Source organism: Acinetobacter sp. F9 (genome assembly GCF_019195275.1).
In the GTDB taxonomy this organism is placed as follows: domain Bacteria; phylum Pseudomonadota; class Gammaproteobacteria; order Pseudomonadales; family Moraxellaceae; genus Acinetobacter; species Acinetobacter pseudolwoffii.
The window spans coordinates 248,515-268,227 of sequence record NZ_CP078068.1 but is presented as its reverse complement, the minus strand read 5'-3'; the positions used below and the strand labels follow the sequence as shown (position 1 = coordinate 268,227).

The window sequence follows — 19,713 nt, the reverse complement described above, 5'->3', positions numbered from 1 at the left end:
GTTATACGTTTTTTTAGCCAGCCTGTCTAGGTTGGAGGGAGAATTGAAATTTGAGAACTTGAAAATTGAGCTTGTGGAATGGATATAAAAAAGGCCTTTAATGTGGATTAAAGGCCTTTCACAGTGAAGCTTAAGATGGCTGATTCATATCCAGCTATTTTAGTCAGCCAGTTTTTCGACTTTCATACTCTCACGATAATACTGACAGCCCTTATACAACAAGAAGAAGCCAATCACTCCGGCAATGGCATTGACGATCGAAATAGAATTACCAACCATCATCGTGTTCTGAAAATATTTATCCGTGATCAACGCCACTGCGGTGGTTCCGATGCCTAAAGCAATCAGGTTTGATACCAGCAGGAACTTGGCAGAGACCTGGGCTCGTAACTGGTTTGGTGTCAGCATTTGCGTAGCAGCAGCGGATGCAGGAATCGGGAAAGTGGAGAAGAACATCGCCACAAAAATCAGCGCAAATGAAAGCTGCATATTATCGACCTGAGTAAACAGCACACTCGGAATAATCAGCGCCGCACAGCCAATGGCACCGGTACGAATTGCAGCATCGCTATAGCCACGCTTTGAAAAGAAGTCGATCAGCCAGCCACAGAACAGGGCACCAGAGGTATTTGCCACTAAAATAATCGTCCCAAGGATATAACCGGTTTGACTCGCATCCAGACCGAAATTACGCATGTAATAGGCAGGTGCCCAGCCCAGCAGCGAATACAGCATCATGGTGTAAAAAGAAAAGCCGATAAAATGACAGAAAAAGGTCTTTTTATGTGTCTTGATAAAACCGATCGAATTTTTGAAAGAGGCTTTAATGACCTGACCATCCTGACCGACTTTCATGCCCTTACGTGCAGGCTCACGCACCGTCAAAACCATCAGCAGGGCCAGCAATACGCCTGGTAGACCCACAATCATAAAGGTAAGTTGCCAGGTTTTTACTTCACCAATGAGCGGTAAAGCCACGAAGCTGACATCTTTTAGCAGGCCAATCACATAGCCGCCAATCAGGAAAGCTAAACCCGAACCAATAAAGGCACCAATCGCATATACCCCGAGTGCACGGCCTAATTTATCTTTGGGAAATAAATCGGCAACGATTGAATAAAAGGCAGGGGAAAGCGCAGCTTCACCGGCACCGACACTCAAACGAGCAATAAACATTTGAATAAAGTTTTTACTGAGACCACAGGCCGCTGTAGCGAGGCTCCAGAATGCAATCCCGGTCGCAATAATTTTAATCCGGGACTTTCGATCCGCCAGCGCGGCAATGGGCAGACCCATAATGGCATAAAACAGAGAGAAGGCCAGGCCTTGTAACAGGCTGAACTGGGTATCGCTTAGCATTAAATCGGCTTTAATCGGTTCAATCATTAAGGATAAAATTTGACGGTCTACAAATGACAGAATGTAAGCCACCATACAAATGACGACCACATACCATTGATAGGTGCTGCTTTCCGGTGGTGGTTCAATCTGTTCAGACAGCGGCACGGCCGTTTCTGTCGGTGTAGGCTCAAAACTTTGATTGGGCGGTTGAATCGTCCTTTCAACCATGTCTATGTCTAGCGATTTATCATTCATCATGCAACATCCTGTGCTGATCGTTTGAGATATTTATTTGATACTTTTAATTTATATATTATTTTTATTTTGTATCGCGTTTGATCAATCTAAAGTTTAATTGGATTGACGTCAATCTGTTTTTTAAGAATAGATACAAATAATATTTGAATCAAAAAAAAAGGAATCATAATGATTCCTTTTTTGAGTTTAAATGTTTAGCCACGCTCAACCAGGGTCAAAATATCATAGGTTGCAACCAGTTCATTGCGCTGGTTTTTCACTTTAATATCCCAGACCACCACACCATGTGGTTTCTGTGTCGGATCACGTAGCAATTTAGGGGTTTTTTGCTTGCAAGTGAGTTCTACCTGAATGGTATCACCAATTTTTACAGGTTCTACAAAGCGCAAGTTGTCCATGCCATAGTTGGCAATGACTGGGCCCTGGGCGGCATCAACGAATAAACCGGCCGCGGCAGATACCACAAAGTAACCATGGGCCACGCGCTCACCAAACAGTGATTCTGCCGCAGCAATTTTGTCCATATGCGCATAAAAGTGATCACCGCTCAGGCAGCCAAAATTCACCAGATCGGCTTCGGTCACGCTACGTCGTGCAGTCAGTAAACGCTCGCCGATACGCAATTCATCAAATGACTTTTTGAAAGGATGCACGCGGTCTTCAAAGACCTGAGCTCCAGCCGTCCAGCTATGACCAACTTGGGTCATGGCATTTGGCGAGCCTTGAATCGCAGTCCGTTGCATATAATGTTTCACTGCACGCAAGCCACCGAGTTCTTCACCACCACCAGCACGTCCCGGTCCACCATGCACCAGTAAAGGTAATGGAGAACCATGTCCGGTACTTTCTTTGGCACTTTCAGCATCCAGAATATGGACACGACCATGCCATGGCGCAATTTTGCTGAGCAGTTGTTCAATATTTTCATCAGTATTGCGTACGATGGAGGCGACTAGGCTACCTTCGCCACGTGCCACCAAGTCAGCCAGCTGAGCCAGGTCAGTATATGGCATTAAAGTCACCACAGGCCCAAAGGCTTCAATCTTATGAATATTTTCTGCCTGAACTGGCACTTTGCATACCAGGACTGTTGGTGGATAACATGCAGACTTCTCAGTATTTTGTACTTGAATCTTAAAGTCCTGACGCAAGTGACTACCGAGCACAATTTCTGCATCTTGACTCAGCTGTTCAACTTTTGCAGCGACATCATGTTTCTGTTTGACACTGGCCAAAGCACCCATTGTCACGCCTTCCTGAGCCGGATCACCGACAACCACTTTTTTCAGTTTTTCAATCAGACGGTCTTGTACTGTATCCAGCAGCTCGGCTGGAACAAAGGCACGACGAATGGCGGTGCATTTTTGTCCGGCTTTAGTGATCATTTCACGGAAAACTTCACGAACAAATAAATCAATCGTTTTATCATTGGCTTGCGCCGTCAAAATCGCACTATTGACCGAATCTGCTTCCATAGTGAATGGAATCGAGTAGGCATTTAAGTGTGGATGCGAACGCAGTTTTTGCCCGGTTGATGCAGAACCGGTAAAGGTGACCGTATCCTGAGGATTTAAATAATCAAACAAATCATAAACCTGTCCGCAAATGAGCTGCAATGAACCTTCTGGCAAGAAACCGCTTTCATGAATGGCTTTGACCACGGCATGGGTCAGCTCGGCACCTTCGGTCGCCGGTTTGACAATACAGGGTACGCCTGCCAACAGTGTAGGTGCGATTTTCTCCAGCATGCCCCAGATTGGGAAGTTAAAGGCATTGATATGCACGGCAACACCAGCTTTAGGCATCAGAATATGTTTCGCACCAAAGCTACCTTGCTTAGAAAGAGGAATCCAGGCATCTTCGACCCATGCTGTTTCATCACTCAGTTCACGACGCACCAAACTCGAATAGGCATATAAGGTGCCAATCCCGCCTTCAATATCAATCCAGGCATCTTTACGGGTACAGCCGGTCGCCTTGGCAAGTTCATAAAAGTCTTCTTTGCGCTCCATCAAATACTGTGCCACTTGCTTCAGTGCATTGGCACGTTGATGGAAGGTCCATGTGGCGATAGTCGCGCCTTTTTGTTTGGCATACTTGACTACAGCTTGGGTATCGATGCCCTGACTGCCGACCTGATAAACCGCTTCACCGCTAATGGCATGATAAACCGTACGTAAATCGGCTTGCGCTGTGAATTCCTGGCCGTACACCAGTGAAGATAAGCTTTTGATGGCAATAGGATTATGGGTTGATTCAGTATCTTGATAATCCGTTGTGCTTGAGCTGCTGTCTAACTCTAACATGGTAAAAACTCCATTTATGATACGTTTTGAGATGTATTTTAATTTTGATGTTTCATAATTTGTGTTTAAAAATTAAAAATGTCAATCATAAATCTGTATTTAAAAATGATTAACAATAAAATAAAAAATATTAAATGATACAAAACAAATATTTATTAAAAATAAGCAATAAAAATTAAATGATACCAATAAATAGATATTGATTTTAATTTTGTATCGTTTTAATTTGAGTGTATCAACACTTGGGATAAGTGAGGGAACAATGAATAATCAACAACAAATCTTTGATCAAAAGATTGAAAAGGATATTTCCATCGAGCCGAAGGACTGGATGCCGGAGGCTTATCGTAAAACTTTAATTCGTCAGATTGGTCAGCATGCACACTCTGAAGTGGTGGGCATGTTGCCGGAAGGCAACTGGATTACCCGTGCACCGACTTTAAAACGTAAAGCCGTGCTGATGGCAAAAGTTCAGGATGAAGCCGGTCATGCGTTGTATCTGTACAGTGCTGCAGAAACCCTGGGTGCCGATCGTGACGACATGATGGATAAACTGATTGCCGGTCGCATGAAATATTCCTCAATTTTTAACTATCCAACCCTGAGCTGGGCCGATGTTGCAGCGATTGGCTGGCTGGTGGATGGTGCGGCTATTGTCAATCAGGTTGCGCTGTGCCGTACGTCTTACGGTCCTTATGCCCGTGCCATGGTGCGCGTGTGTAAAGAAGAGAGTTTTCATCAGCGTCAGGGCTTTGAAGCCATGATGGAATTGGCCAATGGTACGCCGGAACAAAAGCAGATGGCACAGGATGCGGTGAACCGTTTCTGGTGGCCGGCACTGATGATGTTTGGTCCAAGTGATGATAATTCACCGAATAGTGCACAAAGCATGCAGTGGAAAATTAAATTATTCAGCAACGATGATTTACGTCAGAAATTTGTCGATAACACTGTATCGCAAGTCTTGCAGCTGGGTTTAACCGTTCCCGATCCAGACCTTAAATTCAATGAAGCAACCGGACATTATGAATTTGGTGAAATCAATTGGGATGAGTTCTTTGCGATTCTTGCAGGCAAGGGACCGTGTAACCATGAGCGTATTGAAGCACGCCGCAAAGCTTGGGAAGGCGGTAAGTGGGTACGTGATTCAGCAGCAGTCTATGCGCAAAAACAGCAGCAACAGTCAGCAGCACAAAAAGTTGCTTAAAACAGTTTGATCAATATAAGGAAATTTGCTCATGAATAACAAAAACAACTGGTCACTTTATGAAGTGTTTGTGCGTAGTAAACAGGGTCTGAGTCACCGTCATGTTGGCAGCCTGCGTGCGCCGGATGAGGAAGTCGCACTACAAAATGCCCGCGATGTATATACCCGCCGCAATGAAGGCATCAGTATCTGGGTGGTGAAATCTGAATTGATTACCTCTTCCCAGCCAGATGAAAAAGCAGAATTTTTTGAACCGGCTTTGGACAAGGTCTATCGCCATCCAACCTTTTATAACATTCCAGCTGGCATCGAGCACATGTAAAGGGAAAGGTGAAGATTATGACAAATCAAGTATTGGCAGAATTTCTTTTACATGTGGGCGACAGTCAACTGGTGTTGTCGCATCGTTTGGCAGAATGGTGTGGCCATGCCCCTGAACTGGAACTAGATATTGCCTTGGCCAATATCGGACTGGATTTATTGGGTCAGGCACGTACTGCCCTCAGTCTGGCAGGTGAAGTGGAAGGACAGGGCCGTGATGAAGACAAGCTGGCTTATTTCCGCACCGAGCGTGAATACCGTAATTTGCTGCTGTGCGAACAGCCGAATGGTGATTTTGCCCAGACTTTGGTACGCCAGTGGTTGATGGATCATTACCACACTTTATTATTTAGTGCTTTAACTGAAAGTCAGCATGCTGAGTTGGCTGCCTTTGCAGTGAAATCACTCAAAGAAGTGAAATATCACCAGCGTTTTTCCACCACCTGGATGGAACGCCTAAGTCTAGGTACAGCTGAAGCGCATGAAAAAACCCAGCAAGGTTTAAACCAGTTATGGCGTTTTACTGAGGAACTTTTTGTATTGACGGCAGATGAAAAACAGCTGGTCAATAGTGGTGTCCTTCCAGATATTGAAAATTTAAAAGTCCAGTGGCTAGAAACAATTACAGCCGAATTAGCCCGATTTGAATTAAGCCTGCCAGAGCTGGGCGCTTATCGTAGTGGGGCTAAACAGGGTTTACATACAGAACATCTCGGTTTTATTTTGGCTGAACTGCAATATATGCAGCGCTCTTATCCAAACATGAACTGGTAATTCGGCACAATCACAGGGAGTGAGTCGCATGAATCTGATTCGACACGTAGAAGATCAATGTTGGGACGTTTTGCAACAGGTTTCTGATCCAGAGATTCCGGTATTGTCAGTGATTGATCTGGGCATGATTCGTGGCGTCGAGCTGAATCAGCAGGATGAAATTGTGGTGCGACTCACGCCGACCTACAGCGGCTGTCCGGCCACGGATGTATTAAAAGCAGAAATTACCCAGACTTTCGAGGCCAACGGTTTGACGCCGGTCAAAGTCATTGTCGATCTGTCTGAAGCCTGGACCACGGACTGGATGAGTGAATCGGGCAAACACAAATTACAGCAATATGGTATTGCCCCGCCGCAAGGCCAGTCACATAGCTGTGGTACGCATGTGGCATTGACCGATGGCATCACCTGTCCACAGTGCTTAAGTAACAACAGCAAACTATTAAGTGAATTCGGTTCGACCGCCTGTAAAGCTTTATATCAATGTCGGGACTGCTTAGAAACTTTTGACTATTTCAAATGTATTTAATTGTAACGATTGCGCGGTGGGCAGGGTAAACCAATAACAAGCCTGAACACCGCCACCTAAAAGAAGGATTTTGCCATGAGCCAATTTATACCATTAACCATTAAATCAATTCAGCCACAAACCGAGCAAGCGATCTGCATTGCCTTTGATCTCGCGCCTGAGCAGTTGGATACTTTTCAATATCAGCCGGGTCAGCACCTCACCATTCGTCATTTAACCGATGACGGCGAGCTGCGCCGCTGCTACTCGATCTGCAGTGATACTCAGGAAGACATGAGCATTGCGATTAAAAAAATTGATCAGGGTCAGTTTTCAACCTGGGCCAATGCGCATCTCAAAGCGGGCGATGTACTAGAAGTCATGCCACCGCAAGGGGTGTTCTTTCAGAAAGCCGCCAAGGCTGGTGGCCAGAATTATCTAGGATTTGCAGCAGGCAGTGGCATTACGCCAATTTTATCGATTGTAAAGTCGGTGTTGAACCGTCAAGCGGAAGCAACATTCACTCTGGTATATGGCAACCGCTCCTGGAAACAGACCATGTTCTCTGAACAGATCATGGACTTGAAAGACCGTTTTAAGGAACGTCTGCAACTGGTAAATATTTTTTCACGTGAACTGAATGACAGTGACATCTTTAATGGTCGGATTGATGCAGACAAATTGCAGCAGTTATTTCAGGCCAATCTGATTTCTGCCGAAGCAGATCACTGTTTCGCTTGCGGTCCTGAAGAAATGATGACAGCAGTCGAAACGGTATTACCGACTTGGGGCATTCAACGCAGCAAGATTCATACGGAACGCTTCAATACGGGTACTGCACCGAAAGCAACCGCCCAGCAGATGGAAAGCCGCAGCGAAGAACGCGTCAATATTATCCTGGATGGTCGCGAGCTGATTGTTGAAGTCTCCAAACAGGATGACAGTATTTTAGATGCTGCGCTACGTGCCGGAGCAGACCTGCCATATGCCTGTAAGGGCGGTGTTTGTGCCACCTGTAAATGTAAGGTGTTAGAGGGCCAGGTTGAAATGGCGGTGAATTACAGTCTGGAAGAAGATGAAATCCAGAAAGGCTATGTGCTCAGTTGTCAGGCACGTCCAACCACGGCCAATGTACGTCTGAGTTTTGATGAATAACAGCTGAATTTACAGCACTGAGCACAGCAGGAGTTCAAGGATGACCTATATTAAAACCAGCTCACCAAAACCCGGCGTAGTCCTGATTGAGCTGAATCGCCCGGAAAAGCGCAATGCCCTAAATAATGCGACCTTGCAAGGTATTGCAGCCTGTTTGCAGAACCTGGAAGCAGATGCTGCCGTGAAAGCCGTGGTCATTACCGGAAATACGCAATGCTTTGCTGCCGGTGCTGATTTAAATGAATTGGCGCAGTTAGATGTGGTCAGCATCCAGCAGGATCAGCGGCCACTGCTTTGGAAAAAAATTGATGAATTTTCCAAGCCTGTAATCATGGCGGTGAATGGTTATGCCTTTGGTGCAGGGTTTGAACTGGCTCTACATGGTGACATGATTTTAACTGGCGACAATGCCCAGTTTGCCTTGCCTGAAATTGGTTTAGGCATGTTGCCGGGCGCCGGTGGCACACAGCGTCTGGCACGTTTAGTCGGTCAGCAATTGACGATGCGCTGGGCCATGACCGGTGAAATGATTTCAGCACAAGCCGCATTGCAACATGGTATTAGCAGCCAGATTTGTCCGACAGGATTGACCGTGCAATACGCACTGGAACTGGCAGAAAAAATTGCCAAGCAGGCACCGCTGGCCATTCGCGCCATCAAGCAATCTTTAAAGTCGATTCATGAAGTGACATTAAGTCAGGGACTGAAATTGGAACGTCAGCATTTTGTCTGGCTGGCGGCGACCCAAGATCGCCAAGAAGGCATCAATGCATTTTTACAAAAAAGAAAACCAGAATTTAGAGGTGTGTAATGGAATATCAAACAATTATTGTCGAAGAAAAAAATGCAGTGGGCTATCTGACCTTTAACCGTCCGAAACAGCTCAACAGCTTTAATGAAACCATGCATCAGGAAGTCTCCAAGGTCATCAAGGCCTGGGCCAAAGACAGCCAGATTCGTGCCGTGGTGATTTCAGCTGAAGGCCGTGGTTTCTGTGCCGGCCAGGATCTAAATGATCGTGTGGTCGATCCGAATGCTGATGCACCGGACTTAGGCCTGTCAATTGAAAAATACTACAACCCTTTAATCAAACTGATTACTGAAATGCCAAAACCGGTGATTTGTGCGGTGAATGGTGTGGCGGCAGGGGCCGGTGCCAATATTGCACTGGCCTGTGACATTGTAGTTGCTGCAAAATCGGCTTCCTTTATTCAGGCCTTTTGTCGTCTAGGTTTGGTGCCAGATTCAGGCGGTACCTGGTTCCTACCGCGTCTGGTCGGGCGTGCCCAGGCGATGGGCTTAGCGATGCTCGGCGATAAAATTCCGGCTGAGCGCGCAGCACAACTGGGCATGATCTGGCAGGTGGTTGAAGATGAGCAACTGCAAGTGGAAGCGAAAAAACTGGCCGAGCATTTGGCCAAGCAGCCGACTTATGGCCTGTCACTAATCAAAAAAGCCATTCATGCCGCAGCCGACAATAATCTGGATCAGCAGCTCATTCTGGAACGTGACCTGCAACGTCTGGCTGGACGTTCAAGTGATTATAAAGAAGGTGTACAAGCCTTTATGCAGAAGCGTACACCTGAATATAAAGGATGCTAAATCATGCAGCAGATCAATTTGGAACACGTCAAAGTTGCTGTGGTGGGTGCGGGAACCATGGGAATTGGCATTGCGCAACTGGCCGCCATGCACGGGCATCCGACCTATGTGTTTGACCTCGATCGCAGCAAAGTTCAGAGTGCCTTGACTGCTTTAAAGGCGCAGCTTGGCAAGCGGGTACAGAATGGCAAAATGACCCAGCAATTGCTGGAGAGTACCTTCGCCAATCTGATTGTGGCAGAGGACATTCAGCAGCTTGCCGATGCGGGCTTGATTATTGAAGCCATTGTTGAAAAGAAAGAAGTGAAGCAAAACCTGTTTCAACAGCTGGCTGCCATTTGCCCGGAACAGACGATTTTTGCGTCTAATACTTCTTCAATTTCCATTACCGCAATTGCCTCGGCGATTCCACATCCCGAGCGAGTGATTGGTCTGCATTTCTTTAATCCGGCGCCGGTGATGAAACTGGTCGAGATTATCCGCGGACTGAAAACCTCAGCAGCGATTGCCGATGCAGTATTTGATCTGATGAAGGACTGGAACAAGGTTCCGGTGCGAGCCAAATCGACCCCCGGTTTTATCGTCAATCGTGTCGCACGACCTTATTATGCCGAGGCCTTTCGTGCCTTGCAGGAAAATGCCACCACCCCGGAACAGCTCGATTACATCATGCGCGAATGTGGCCGTTTTGCCATGGGGCCGTGTGAACTTACAGATCTGATTGGGCAGGATGTGAATTTCTCGGTCACACAAAGTGTCTATCAGGAATTTTTCTATGAGCCACGCTACCGCCCGTCCTTGATTCAAAAAGAACTGGTCGATGCCGGTTGTTATGGTCGCAAGTCCGGTCAGGGTTTTTATGATTACGCTCAGGCCAAGCCTGCACCTGTATATGAATTGCCAGTGTGTTATGCCAAGTCGCTGAATAAGCTCAAAGTCACAGTAAAAGGTGAATGGCTACATTCCTCAGTACTGATTGAACGTTTAAAACAGGCCTCTCATGTAGAGCTGAGTTTTCAGGCAGCAGAACAGAATGAAATCCTGATTGGTGACCTTTCTCTGCGATTATCGCTTGGCGAATCAGTTGAACTTACCTATCCGCATGAGCCTGTGGTGTTGATGGACTGGCATTCAGATTGGACAAATGCTCAAGCGATTCCAGTCGTTGCATCACCGGCGTGTAGTGCTGAACAGCGCCAGGCAGTGGAGCTATTCCTCATAGGTATGGATATGATACCTATTTGGTCTAAGGATCATCCCGGTCTTTATGTTATACGTAGTATTGCCATGTTGGTGAATGAAGCCTGTGAAGCAGTATTGCATGATATTGCATCAGAACAAGATATTGATTCTGCTATGAAATATGGCGTTAATTATCCTTGTGGTCCATTCGAATGGGCAGATAAAATTGGATATTACACAATTTTACAAATTTTAGAAAATATGTATCGTATTTATGGTGAAGACCGCTATAGAACTAGTATATATTTAGCAAAGAAAGCGGTGCAGGGACATGCACAGAAAACTCAGCAGCAACCATTACGCGTTGCTGGCTAAAAGGAAGAATCATGGAACAGGTTTATATTTTTGCTGGAATTCGCACCCCGATCGGACGCTATGCCGGTGGACTGAGCAGCATTCGTGCTGATGATCTGGCAGCGCTACCGATTCAATATCTGAAAGATCAGCATCCTACCTTGCCATGGGCAGAACTGGATGAAGTGATCCTAGGCTGTGCCAATCAGGCCGGTGAAGATAACCGCAACGTGGCGCGTATGGCTGCTTTACTCGCAGGGTTGCCTGAATCTGTTCCAGCACTCACCATAAACCGTTTATGTGCTTCAGGTCTGGATGCCATTGGAATTGCAGCCCGTGCCATCAAATCGGGTGAAGCACAGTTTATTTTGGCGGGTGGCGTAGAATCCATGAGCCGAGCGCCTTTCGTGCAATCCAAACCTACAACTGCCTTTAGCCGTACCCCTGAAATTTATGATACGACAATTGGCTGGCGTTTTATCAACCCAAAATTTAAAGCACAGTTTGGCGTTGACAGCATGCCGGAAACGGCCGAAAACGTCGCTGAAAAGTATCAGATTAGCCGTGCAGACCAGGACCTGTTTGCCTATCACAGCCAGCAGAAAACCGCAGTAGCCCAGCAGAAGGGTATTTTTGCCGAAGAAATTCTGCCAGTAGAGGTCAAAGGTCCGAAGAAAAGCACTCTGACCATTTCCCAAGATGAGCATCCGCGCGCAGAGACGACGCTGGATAATCTGGCCGCCTTAAAAACCCCATTTCGTAAAGAAGGCGGCTCAGTCACCGCTGGCAATGCTTCGGGTGTCAATGACGGGGCGGCTTGCGTATTACTTGGGAATCAGCAGTTTGCCGAGCAGTATGGTTTGAGCCCGAAAGCTAAAGTGATCGGGATAGCCAGCGCCGGTGTCGAAGCTAAATATATGGGTATTGGGCCGGTTCCAGCGGTACAGAAAGTGCTGAAACAGACTGGCCTGAGTCTGGAGCAGATGGACGTGATTGAGCTAAATGAAGCATTTGCAGCGCAATCGCTGGCCGTGATTCGTGAACTCGGCTTGCAAGACGATGATTCCAGAATTAACCCGAATGGCGGTGCCATCGCTTTGGGTCATCCGCTGGGTATGAGTGGCACCCGTCTGGTGATTACCGCCATGCATGAACTGAAACGCCGTAAAGGCAAATATGCACTGTGCACCATGTGTGTCGGTGTCGGTCAAGGTGTTGCACTGGTTTTAGAAAATATGGATTAAACACATCATTCAATCAATGAATTAAACCGTGGTCAGGAAGACTGCGTCAGGAGTAAGAATATGAATAACAATGCAATGGAAAAAATTGAAAAAGTATCGGTTGATGAGTTACGCAGTGTTCAGCTACAGCGTATGAAAAAGACGTTGCAACATGCTTATCAGAATAGCCCGGTTTATAAAAAGAAATTCGATGATGCTGGCGTGCATCCAGACGATTTTAACTCACTGGAAGATCTGGCCAAATACCCGTTTACCACCAAACAGGATTTACGTGATAACTATCCGTTTGGCATGTTCGCTGTGCCACAGGAACAGATTGTACGTGTGCATGCATCTTCTGGCACCACCGGTCAGCCGACCGTAGTCGGTTATACCCAGAATGATATTAATGTCTGGTCAGATGTAGTGGCGCGTTCATTACGTGCAGCCGGCTTGAGCAGTAAAGATATCATCCAGGTGTCTTATGGTTATGGTCTGTTTACGGGTGGTTTAGGTGCACATTATGGCGTTGAACGCTTGGGTGCAACGGTGATCCCAATGTCTGGCGGACAAACCGATAAACAGGCGCAACTGATTCATGACTTTAAACCAACAGCACTGATGGTTACGCCATCTTACTGCCTGAACATTATTGAAGCGCTTGAGAAGAAATTTGGCACAGCCAAAAACTGTTCGATTAAAACCGGTGTCTTTGGTGCAGAGCCATGGACCAATGAAATGCGCAAAGAAATTGAAGAGCGTCTAGGCATTGATGCGCTGGATATTTATGGTTTATCAGAAGTGATGGGGCCGGGCGTAGCGATGGAATGTCTGGAATCCAAAGATGGCCCAACCATTTGGGAAGATCATTTCTATCCTGAAATTATCCATCCGGAAACTGGCGAAGTGCTGCCAGATGGCGAACTGGGTGAACTGGTCTTTACCACCATTACTAAAGAAGGCATGCCGGTAATCCGTTACCGTACCCGTGACCTGACCCGTTTATTGCCAGGCACGGCACGCACCATGCGCCGTATGGACAAGATTGTCGGCCGTAGTGATGACATGATGATTATTCGTGGGGTCAATGTGTTCCCGTCGCAGATTGAAGAGCAGATTTTACAGATCCAGCAACTCATCCCAAACTATCAGATTCAGATTTGCAAACAGGGACATCTGGATACATTGCATATCCGTACCGAAATGCGTAAAGATAGCAGTGATATTATGGCGCACCAGCTGGCAACTCAGCTAAAAAGCCAGATTAAAACCATGGTTGGTATCAGTGTCAGTGTCGAAGTTTTGCCAGAAGGCAGTCTGCCACGTTCTGAAGGCAAGGCACAGCGCGTTTTCGATATCCGCAAGTCTGCATGAAGTCCTACTGGATGATGACTAAATGGTCTATCATCCAGTTTCTACAAGGTAAAGTTAAGCGTAATGAATCCGAAATTAAAACAAATCATTGATGACTTTATTCAAAATGAAGCACTCAGCGGAACCTCATTAATCATGACCATCTTCGGTGACTGTATTTTTCACCGCGGTGGCATTATCAGTCTGGCCAGCCTGATCCAGCTCATGGATGTCTTCGGCTTCAATGAACGTTCAGTAAGAACTGCTGTATTTCGTCTGGTACAAAATGGCTGGCTGGTCTCGGAGAAAATTGGCCGCACCAGTTATTACCGTGTCACCGAAAGCAGCCGCCAGCGTTTTATTATGGCGGATCAAAAAATTTACAGTTTTCAGCACACCGAATGGGATCAGAAATGGGATCTGGTGCTGCTCAGTTCGGTGGAATTGGAAAATAAACTGATTCTGAAAAAAGAACTGGAATGGCTGGGCTTTGCCAATATCGCCACCAATGTTATGGCCTATCCGGGCTGTGACCACCAGAAACTGCAAAACCTGCTGCTGAATTTGAAAATGACCGATCAGGTGGTGGTGTTTAAAGCCGAAACCTTACAGCTCTGGCAGGAATCTTATCCAACTGTGAAGCGCATGGTTGCTACCAACTGGCCGGTGCAGGAATTACATCAGCGTTATGAGAAATTTATCACCGATTTTCGGGAATTCTTTCATCTGGTGGAACAGGAAGATGAGCTAGATCCGCTACAGGCATTTCAGTTGCGTATTTTGCTGATTCATCAATTCCGCCGGATTTTATTAAAAGATCCGAATCTGCCTTTTGAGTTATTGCCATCTAACTGGCTTTCCCTGAATGCTCGTAATCTGAGCAGCAATTTATATCAAACCGTGGTTGCAGCAGGTGATGAATTCTTTATGGAAATCGCGCGGACTTCGGAAGGTTCGATGCCGCCGGTACATCCACAATTTTATAAACGTTTTGGCGGTTTGCGACTAGAAGCCGTCAGTTAATCTAATTCTGCATTTTTAAAGGAATAAAATAATGCCGTGTTATGCTATCGATGGTGTGATTCCTGTGGTCAGCCCTCGTGCTTATGTGCATCCGCAAGCCGTTCTGATCGGGGATGTGGTGATTGAAGAAGGTGTATATATCGGGCCTTTTGCTACTTTAAGAGCCGACTTTGGCGGGATTCATATCCAGAAAAATGCCAATGTTCAGGATTCCTGTACCATTCATGGCTTTCCCGGTAGCGTCACGCTAGTCGAAGAATATGGCCATATCGGACATGGCGCGATTTTACATGGTTGTATCATTCGCAAAAATGTACTGGTCGGCATGAACAGCGTGATTCTGGATGAAGCCGAAATTGGTGAAAATACCATTATCGGTGCTAATAGCACGGTTAAAGCCAAAGCTCAAATTCCGGAAAATTCACTGGTGCTCGGTAGTCCGGCGCGGGTCATTCGTCCTCTGGATGCCAAAGAAATTTCCTGGAAAAGCAAAGGGACGCAGGAATATATTCAGCTGACAGAGCGCTGCTTGTCCTCGATGCAGGAAGTTGAACCGTTGTCTGAAGATTCAGCAGATCGCCTGAACTATCAGGCCTTTGATGCGGAATATCAAATTAAAAAGAATCATTAATTTAGCACTTGGCTGATGATTGTATCAGCCAAGTTTTTTATTTCATTTATAAAAATTATAAACGGCGACATTGACCTTCTTTGTCACCATTGACCCGGTTATTGCCACCGATCGGTTGAATTAGATTGGATTCGCATTGCAGATTACCGTCCACCACATTGTCATTTACAGTAATTTTTTGGGTATTCTTTTTCAGCTGGATATCACCCTCTACCTGATTGGCAGTGAGCTGAATCGTCTGACCGCCTTCTAGCTGGATATTGCCGTCAATCCGGTTATGTTGTGCCAGAACCGAGCTAAAACGTCCTTTCGATTCCAGATTGCCATCAATCGCAGTATTTGAAATTACTGCTTGAGCACCCTGATACAGCATGACATTGCCTTTAATGGTGGCATTATCAATCTGACAGTTTTGGCTGATACTGACATTATCATCAATCGTGCGATCTTTAATGCTACCGTGACAGTGATAATCTGCGAAACTTGCGCTTGATAAACAAAGTAGTGCTAAACTTGAAAGTAATTTTATCATCATGATCCTTGGTGTATTTTTAATGCACTTTAACCATAATTTTTGAATATGACATTTTGATGACGGCACTCAAACGTAGTGTGGGCTTTAGGTTAGCGTATGTTAACGTACCAAAATCATTTCCAGCACGAATTTAGAACCAATAAAACCCAGTGCCAGCAGACCAAAACCTAAAAGTGTAAAGCGCACGGCTTTCTGGCCACGCCAGCCAAACTTCCAGTGTCCGATTAATAGTGAACCATAAACCAGCCAGGAAATAATACTGAACGCAGTTTTATGTGCCAGATGTTGGGCGAAGAAATTATCGATGGTGAAAAAGCCAAAGCTCAAAGCGAGGGTAAGTAAAACAAAACCGGTCATCAGCATATCAAACAGCAGTGATTCCATGTCCTGATAAGAAGGTAATAAACTGACCCAGACCCGGCGTTTCTGTTTCTTTTTCAGCTCGCGATCCTGAAGTCGCAAGATCACGGCCTGAATGGTCGCCATGTAGATGAAGGATATAAAAATCTACCATTTCCCTTTCAGGAAATTACGATTCAGCCACCGGTATTACAGGTTGAATGGAACTTTTATCAGTTAATTGGTTATATGAGTACCTGGTCAGCCGTGAAAGCTGCCACTAAAGCACTTGGACATAATCCATTGGATGTACTGGCAGATGCTTTATTGCCAGAATGGGAAGATCCAGAATTGCCTAGAGTCATTCGCTGGCCATTATCAGTGCGTGCGGGGCGTATAATCCTTTAAAGAATACTCAAGCTAAAGCCTTTTCATTGAACAATGAATTGAATATTTCAAGGCTCAGAATTATCGCCCCAAGATCATTTCCAGCACGAATTTAGAACCAATAAAACCCAGTGCCAGCAAACCAAAACCGAGTAGGGTAAAGCGCACGGCTTTCTGGCCACGCCAGCCAAACTTCCAGTGTCCGATTAATAGTGAACCATAAACCAGCCAGGAAATAATACTGAACGCTGTTTTATGTGCCAGATGCTGGGCAAAGAAATTGTCGATGGTAAAAAAGCCAAAGCTCAAAGCGAGGGTAAGTAAAACAAAACCGGTCATCAGCATATCAAACAGGAGTGATTCCATGTCTTGATAAGAAGGCAACAAACTGACCCAAACCCGGCGTTTTTGCTTCTTTTTGAGTTCACGATCCTGCAGTCGCAAAATCACGGCCTGAATGGTCGCCATGAGCAATACGGCATAAGCAGATAAAGACAGGATAATATGAATATCCAGACCCAAAGAGTTTTGTGCGATGATTTTTGCAGGCTGAGTAAAGACAAAACCGAGGATCAAACCTGTGGCAGCTACTGGAATTCCGATCAGATTTAGGGCAATAATTGGACGATAAGTACTGTAAATAATGCTGAGTAACAGCATTAGACCAGAGGTAAAGGAAAACAGGGCAAAGACATCATAATTGATGCCAAGCGGGGTGTGCATATCGCCATATAAAACCAGCGCATGTAAGCCCAGTCCAAGCAGGGCAGTTAGCGAAACAAACCATTGATTAGGAGTACGTTTAGACATTAAATGAATGAACAGATACCAGAAGGAAGCGGTATAAGCGACTAATGCTAAGATCGTGTAAACCAAGGGGAGGCTAACCATGTCAAACCTTTTTAAGGGTGATGAATATTCATTTATATAAATTCGCTGCGAACTACAGTATCCTATAGCATTCTATGCATAAATTTTCTATTTTAAGAAACAATTTTTTGCTCATGGCTATTTTAAGCGGATTTTGCAATGTTTGATACCTTAACAGAACGACTCACGCAGAGTTTAAGAAATGTTACTGGCTCAGGGCAGCTAACCGAAGACAATATTAAAGATACGTTACGTGAAGTGCGTATGGCGCTTCTTGAGGCCGATGTTGCGTTACCTGTAACTCGTGAATTCATCGCGAAAGTTAAGGAAGAAGCATTGGGCCAGGAAGTGATGACTCAGTTATCTCCTGGGCAGGCTTTTGTCAAAATCGTTCATGACGAATTGACCAAAATGATGGGCGCGGCCAATGAAAGCCTTGACCTTGCCGCAAAACCACCTGTGGTTGTCCTGCTGGCAGGTCTGCAAGGTGCAGGTAAAACAACAACTGCAGCGAAACTTGCACGCTTCTTACAAGAACGTCAAAAGAAAAAAGTGGCAATGGTTTCTGCCGACGTCTATCGTCCCGCAGCGATCAAGCAACTACAAACGGTTGCAGGCGAAGTCGGTGCGATTTTCCTGGAATCTAGCGCAGACGAAAAACCGATTACGATTGTAAATCGTGCGATTGAACAGGCAAAAATCCAGTTTGCCGATGTGCTGATTGTCGATACGGCAGGTCGTTTGCATATCGATGATGACATGATGGGTGAAATCAAAGAGCTGCATGCAGCGATTAACCCGACTGAAACCCTGTTCGTGGTCGATGCCATGACCGGTCAGGATGCGGCGAATACGGCCAAAGCCTTTAATGATGCCTTGCCTTTAACCGGTGTGATCCTGACCAAAACCGATGGTGATGCACGCGGTGGTGCAGCATTGTCTGTACGTGCCATTACCGGTAAGCCAATCAAATTCTTGGGTATGGGCGAAAAGCTTGATGCCTTGGAGCCATTCCATCCTGAACGTATCGCGCAGCGTATTTTGGGTATGGGTGACGTCCTTTCTTTGGTCGAAGAACTTGAGCGTAAGGTCGACAAAGAAAAAGCCGAAAAAATGGCGAAAAAACTGCAAAAAGGCGGCAGCTTCAACTTTGAAGATATGCTGATGCAGTTTGAGCAGATGAACAAGATGGGCGGCATGATGGGCTTCCTGGACAAACTTCCTGGCATGAGCAATGCCGGTCTGCAAGATGCGTTGGCCCAGGCCAATCCTGAAAAGCAGGTCAAGAAAATGGAAGCGATTATCCAGTCGATGACCATCAAAGAGCGCCGTAATCCAGACTTGATGAACCCAAGCCGTAAAAAACGTATCGCAGCAGGTTGTGGTATGGAAGTGGCGGAAGTCAACAAGTTGATTAAACAACATGCGCAAATGGCCAAGATGATGAAGAAGTTTGCCAATCCGTCAGGTATGGCAAAAATGATGAAATCACTCGGTGGTTTGCAGAAACAGTTTGGCGGCGGTGGCGGCATGGGCCCACTGTTCGGCGGCAATGACAAGAAATAAGATTCTGATTTAAAAAAGGCGCGAAATGCGCCTTTTTTATTATGTATCAATCAGAAAACCGGTTTAAACAAAACAACATTTACTTACCCAAAATAAAAATCCAATCAGGCAGACTCAGGAATATCAGCACAAAACAAAGAGAAATTTAAAATGGCTCAAGTGATCATCGTTCATGGTTATACTGCAAGCCCTGAAGAAAACTGGTTTCCATGGATTCAGGAAAAAGCCCAACAGGAAAATGTCAGCTTAAAAGTACTGCGACTTGACCCATCGACCACACCCAAGCTGGAGGTGTGGGACCAGCAAATGCGTGAGCAGATTGAGGGGATTGATGAAGACAGTATTTTTATCGGGCATAGCCTGGGAACTGTGGCTGTATTGCATTACTTATCCAGAGAATTAAAACAGCAAAAGATTCAGCAATTGGTATTGATCGCAGGATTTAATGGCCGCTTGGGTCGTTTAGATGAAGTAAACCCATTTATTGATGCCGCTGAGATCGATTTTGATCTGCTTAAACAGCAGGTGGCAGAACGTGTGGTGATTTATTCTGAAGGCGATGATCGGGTGGAGCCTGAATTTAGCCTGGAACAGGCAGACAGTCTGGATGCGATTGTGGTGAGTGCCAAGCATCAGGGACATTTTATCGATTCAGAAGGCTGTACCGACCTGCCAGAACTCTGGAAAGTGATTGAGCCTTATCTGATTAAAGCTGAATCTTAAGCAGGTTGTTGGATTCGTTCAATTTGCAAATTGAGTCTGAGATGGGATGCAAAAA

The 19,713-nt window shown here is 45.7% G+C and carries 18 protein-coding genes and 2 pseudogenes; 15 read left to right on the top strand and 5 right to left on the bottom strand.

The genetic code is table 11. The annotated features are described in order from the left end of the window. Window positions 1–159 precede the first annotated feature (159 nt). The gene (locus tag KT990_RS01230) at window positions 160–1,599 is read right to left on the bottom strand and encodes a spinster family MFS transporter (RefSeq protein ID WP_100355542.1); all 1,440 of its coding nucleotides are present in this window, start codon (window positions 1,597–1,599) and stop codon (window positions 160–162) included. A 194-nt stretch (window positions 1,600–1,793) separates the two neighbouring features. Then, on the bottom strand, window positions 1,794–3,905 hold the full coding sequence (gene paaZ / locus KT990_RS01225) for a phenylacetic acid degradation bifunctional protein PaaZ (RefSeq protein WP_218208991.1): 2,112 nt from the start codon (window positions 3,903–3,905) through the stop codon (window positions 1,794–1,796). Window positions 3,906–4,167: 262 nt separating this feature from the next. Between paaZ and paaA the strand changes: the two genes are divergently transcribed. The 12 genes from paaA to KT990_RS01165 all read left to right on the top strand — a co-directional run bounded on the left by paaA (window position 4,168) and on the right by KT990_RS01165 (window position 15,238). Next, window positions 4,168–5,112 carry a 1,2-phenylacetyl-CoA epoxidase subunit PaaA gene (gene paaA, locus KT990_RS01220; protein ID WP_005095897.1) on the top strand — a complete coding sequence of 315 codons (945 nt, stop codon included), beginning with the start codon at window positions 4,168–4,170 and terminating at the stop codon, window positions 5,110–5,112. A gap of 31 nt (window positions 5,113–5,143) precedes the next feature. Continuing rightward, complete coding sequence (gene paaB, locus KT990_RS01215) at window positions 5,144–5,434, top strand: 1,2-phenylacetyl-CoA epoxidase subunit PaaB (RefSeq protein WP_004279183.1); 291 nt, start codon at window positions 5,144–5,146, stop codon at window positions 5,432–5,434. Between the two features lie 17 nt (window positions 5,435–5,451). After that, window positions 5,452–6,207 carry a 1,2-phenylacetyl-CoA epoxidase subunit PaaC gene (paaC, locus tag KT990_RS01210; RefSeq protein ID WP_218208990.1) on the top strand — a complete coding sequence of 252 codons (756 nt, stop codon included), beginning with the start codon at window positions 5,452–5,454 and terminating at the stop codon, window positions 6,205–6,207. A gap of 28 nt (window positions 6,208–6,235) precedes the next feature. Next, complete coding sequence (gene paaD / locus KT990_RS01205; RefSeq protein WP_005172460.1) at window positions 6,236–6,736, top strand: 1,2-phenylacetyl-CoA epoxidase subunit PaaD; 501 nt, start codon at window positions 6,236–6,238, stop codon at window positions 6,734–6,736. Window positions 6,737–6,811: 75 nt separating this feature from the next. After that, on the top strand, window positions 6,812–7,870 hold the full coding sequence (paaE, locus tag KT990_RS01200) for a 1,2-phenylacetyl-CoA epoxidase subunit PaaE (protein WP_180087426.1): 1,059 nt from the start codon (window positions 6,812–6,814) through the stop codon (window positions 7,868–7,870). A 40-nt stretch (window positions 7,871–7,910) separates the two neighbouring features. Next, window positions 7,911–8,681, top strand: coding sequence for an enoyl-CoA hydratase-related protein (locus tag KT990_RS01195; protein WP_218208989.1), 771 nt, complete (start codon window positions 7,911–7,913; stop codon window positions 8,679–8,681). Further along, window positions 8,681–9,472: a 2-(1,2-epoxy-1,2-dihydrophenyl)acetyl-CoA isomerase PaaG gene (gene paaG, locus KT990_RS01190; protein ID WP_159138556.1), complete on the top strand. Its 792-nt coding sequence runs from the start codon at window positions 8,681–8,683 to the stop codon at window positions 9,470–9,472. Before KT990_RS01195 ends, paaG begins: the two co-directional genes overlap by 1 nt. A 3-nt stretch (window positions 9,473–9,475) precedes the next feature. Next, window positions 9,476–11,029 (top strand): 3-hydroxyacyl-CoA dehydrogenase, encoded by a 1,554-nt coding sequence (locus tag KT990_RS01185; protein ID WP_218208988.1) that lies wholly within the window; start codon window positions 9,476–9,478, stop codon window positions 11,027–11,029. Window positions 11,030–11,040: 11 nt separating this feature from the next. After that, window positions 11,041–12,252: a 3-oxoadipyl-CoA thiolase gene (pcaF, locus tag KT990_RS01180; RefSeq protein ID WP_218208987.1), complete on the top strand. Its 1,212-nt coding sequence runs from the start codon at window positions 11,041–11,043 to the stop codon at window positions 12,250–12,252. Between the two features lie 60 nt (window positions 12,253–12,312). Beyond that, window positions 12,313–13,605, top strand: coding sequence for a phenylacetate--CoA ligase PaaK (gene paaK, locus KT990_RS01175; RefSeq protein ID WP_218208986.1), 1,293 nt, complete (start codon window positions 12,313–12,315; stop codon window positions 13,603–13,605). Window positions 13,606–13,668: 63 nt separating this feature from the next. Continuing rightward, complete coding sequence (paaX, locus tag KT990_RS01170; protein ID WP_218208985.1) at window positions 13,669–14,607, top strand: phenylacetic acid degradation operon negative regulatory protein PaaX; 939 nt, start codon at window positions 13,669–13,671, stop codon at window positions 14,605–14,607. Between the two features lie 31 nt (window positions 14,608–14,638). Beyond that, window positions 14,639–15,238: a DapH/DapD/GlmU-related protein gene (locus KT990_RS01165; protein WP_180076402.1), complete on the top strand. Its 600-nt coding sequence runs from the start codon at window positions 14,639–14,641 to the stop codon at window positions 15,236–15,238. Between the two features lie 55 nt (window positions 15,239–15,293). On the opposite strand, the gene KT990_RS01160 is transcribed toward KT990_RS01165, so the two are convergent. Together KT990_RS01160 and KT990_RS01155 are read right to left on the bottom strand one after the other, a co-directional pair. Beyond that, window positions 15,294–15,770 (bottom strand): hypothetical protein, encoded by a 477-nt coding sequence (locus tag KT990_RS01160; RefSeq protein ID WP_180076419.1) that lies wholly within the window; start codon window positions 15,768–15,770, stop codon window positions 15,294–15,296. Between the two features lie 102 nt (window positions 15,771–15,872). Further along, a pseudogene (locus tag KT990_RS01155) lies at window positions 15,873–16,265 on the bottom strand (cytochrome C assembly family protein); the annotation flags it as partial. On the opposite strand from KT990_RS01155, the pseudogene KT990_RS13620 reads away from it, so the two are divergent. Further along, a pseudogene (locus KT990_RS13620) lies at window positions 16,254–16,520 on the top strand (class I SAM-dependent methyltransferase); the annotation flags it as partial. The pseudogenes KT990_RS01155 and KT990_RS13620 sit on opposite strands and share 12 nt — an antisense overlap. 60 nt (window positions 16,521–16,580) lie before the next feature. Here the strand turns inward: KT990_RS13620 and KT990_RS01145 are convergent. After that, the gene (locus KT990_RS01145; protein WP_218208984.1) at window positions 16,581–17,390 is read right to left on the bottom strand and encodes a cytochrome C assembly family protein; all 810 of its coding nucleotides are present in this window, start codon (window positions 17,388–17,390) and stop codon (window positions 16,581–16,583) included. A gap of 138 nt (window positions 17,391–17,528) precedes the next feature. Here KT990_RS01145 and ffh point away from each other — a divergent pair, with 138 nt between their 5' ends. Beyond that, window positions 17,529–18,935 (top strand): signal recognition particle protein, encoded by a 1,407-nt coding sequence (gene ffh, locus KT990_RS01140; protein WP_218208983.1) that lies wholly within the window; start codon window positions 17,529–17,531, stop codon window positions 18,933–18,935. A gap of 150 nt (window positions 18,936–19,085) precedes the next feature. Further along, the gene (locus KT990_RS01135) at window positions 19,086–19,658 is read left to right on the top strand and encodes an RBBP9/YdeN family alpha/beta hydrolase (RefSeq protein WP_005095930.1); all 573 of its coding nucleotides are present in this window, start codon (window positions 19,086–19,088) and stop codon (window positions 19,656–19,658) included. The last annotated feature ends 55 nt before the right edge of the window (window positions 19,659–19,713 follow it).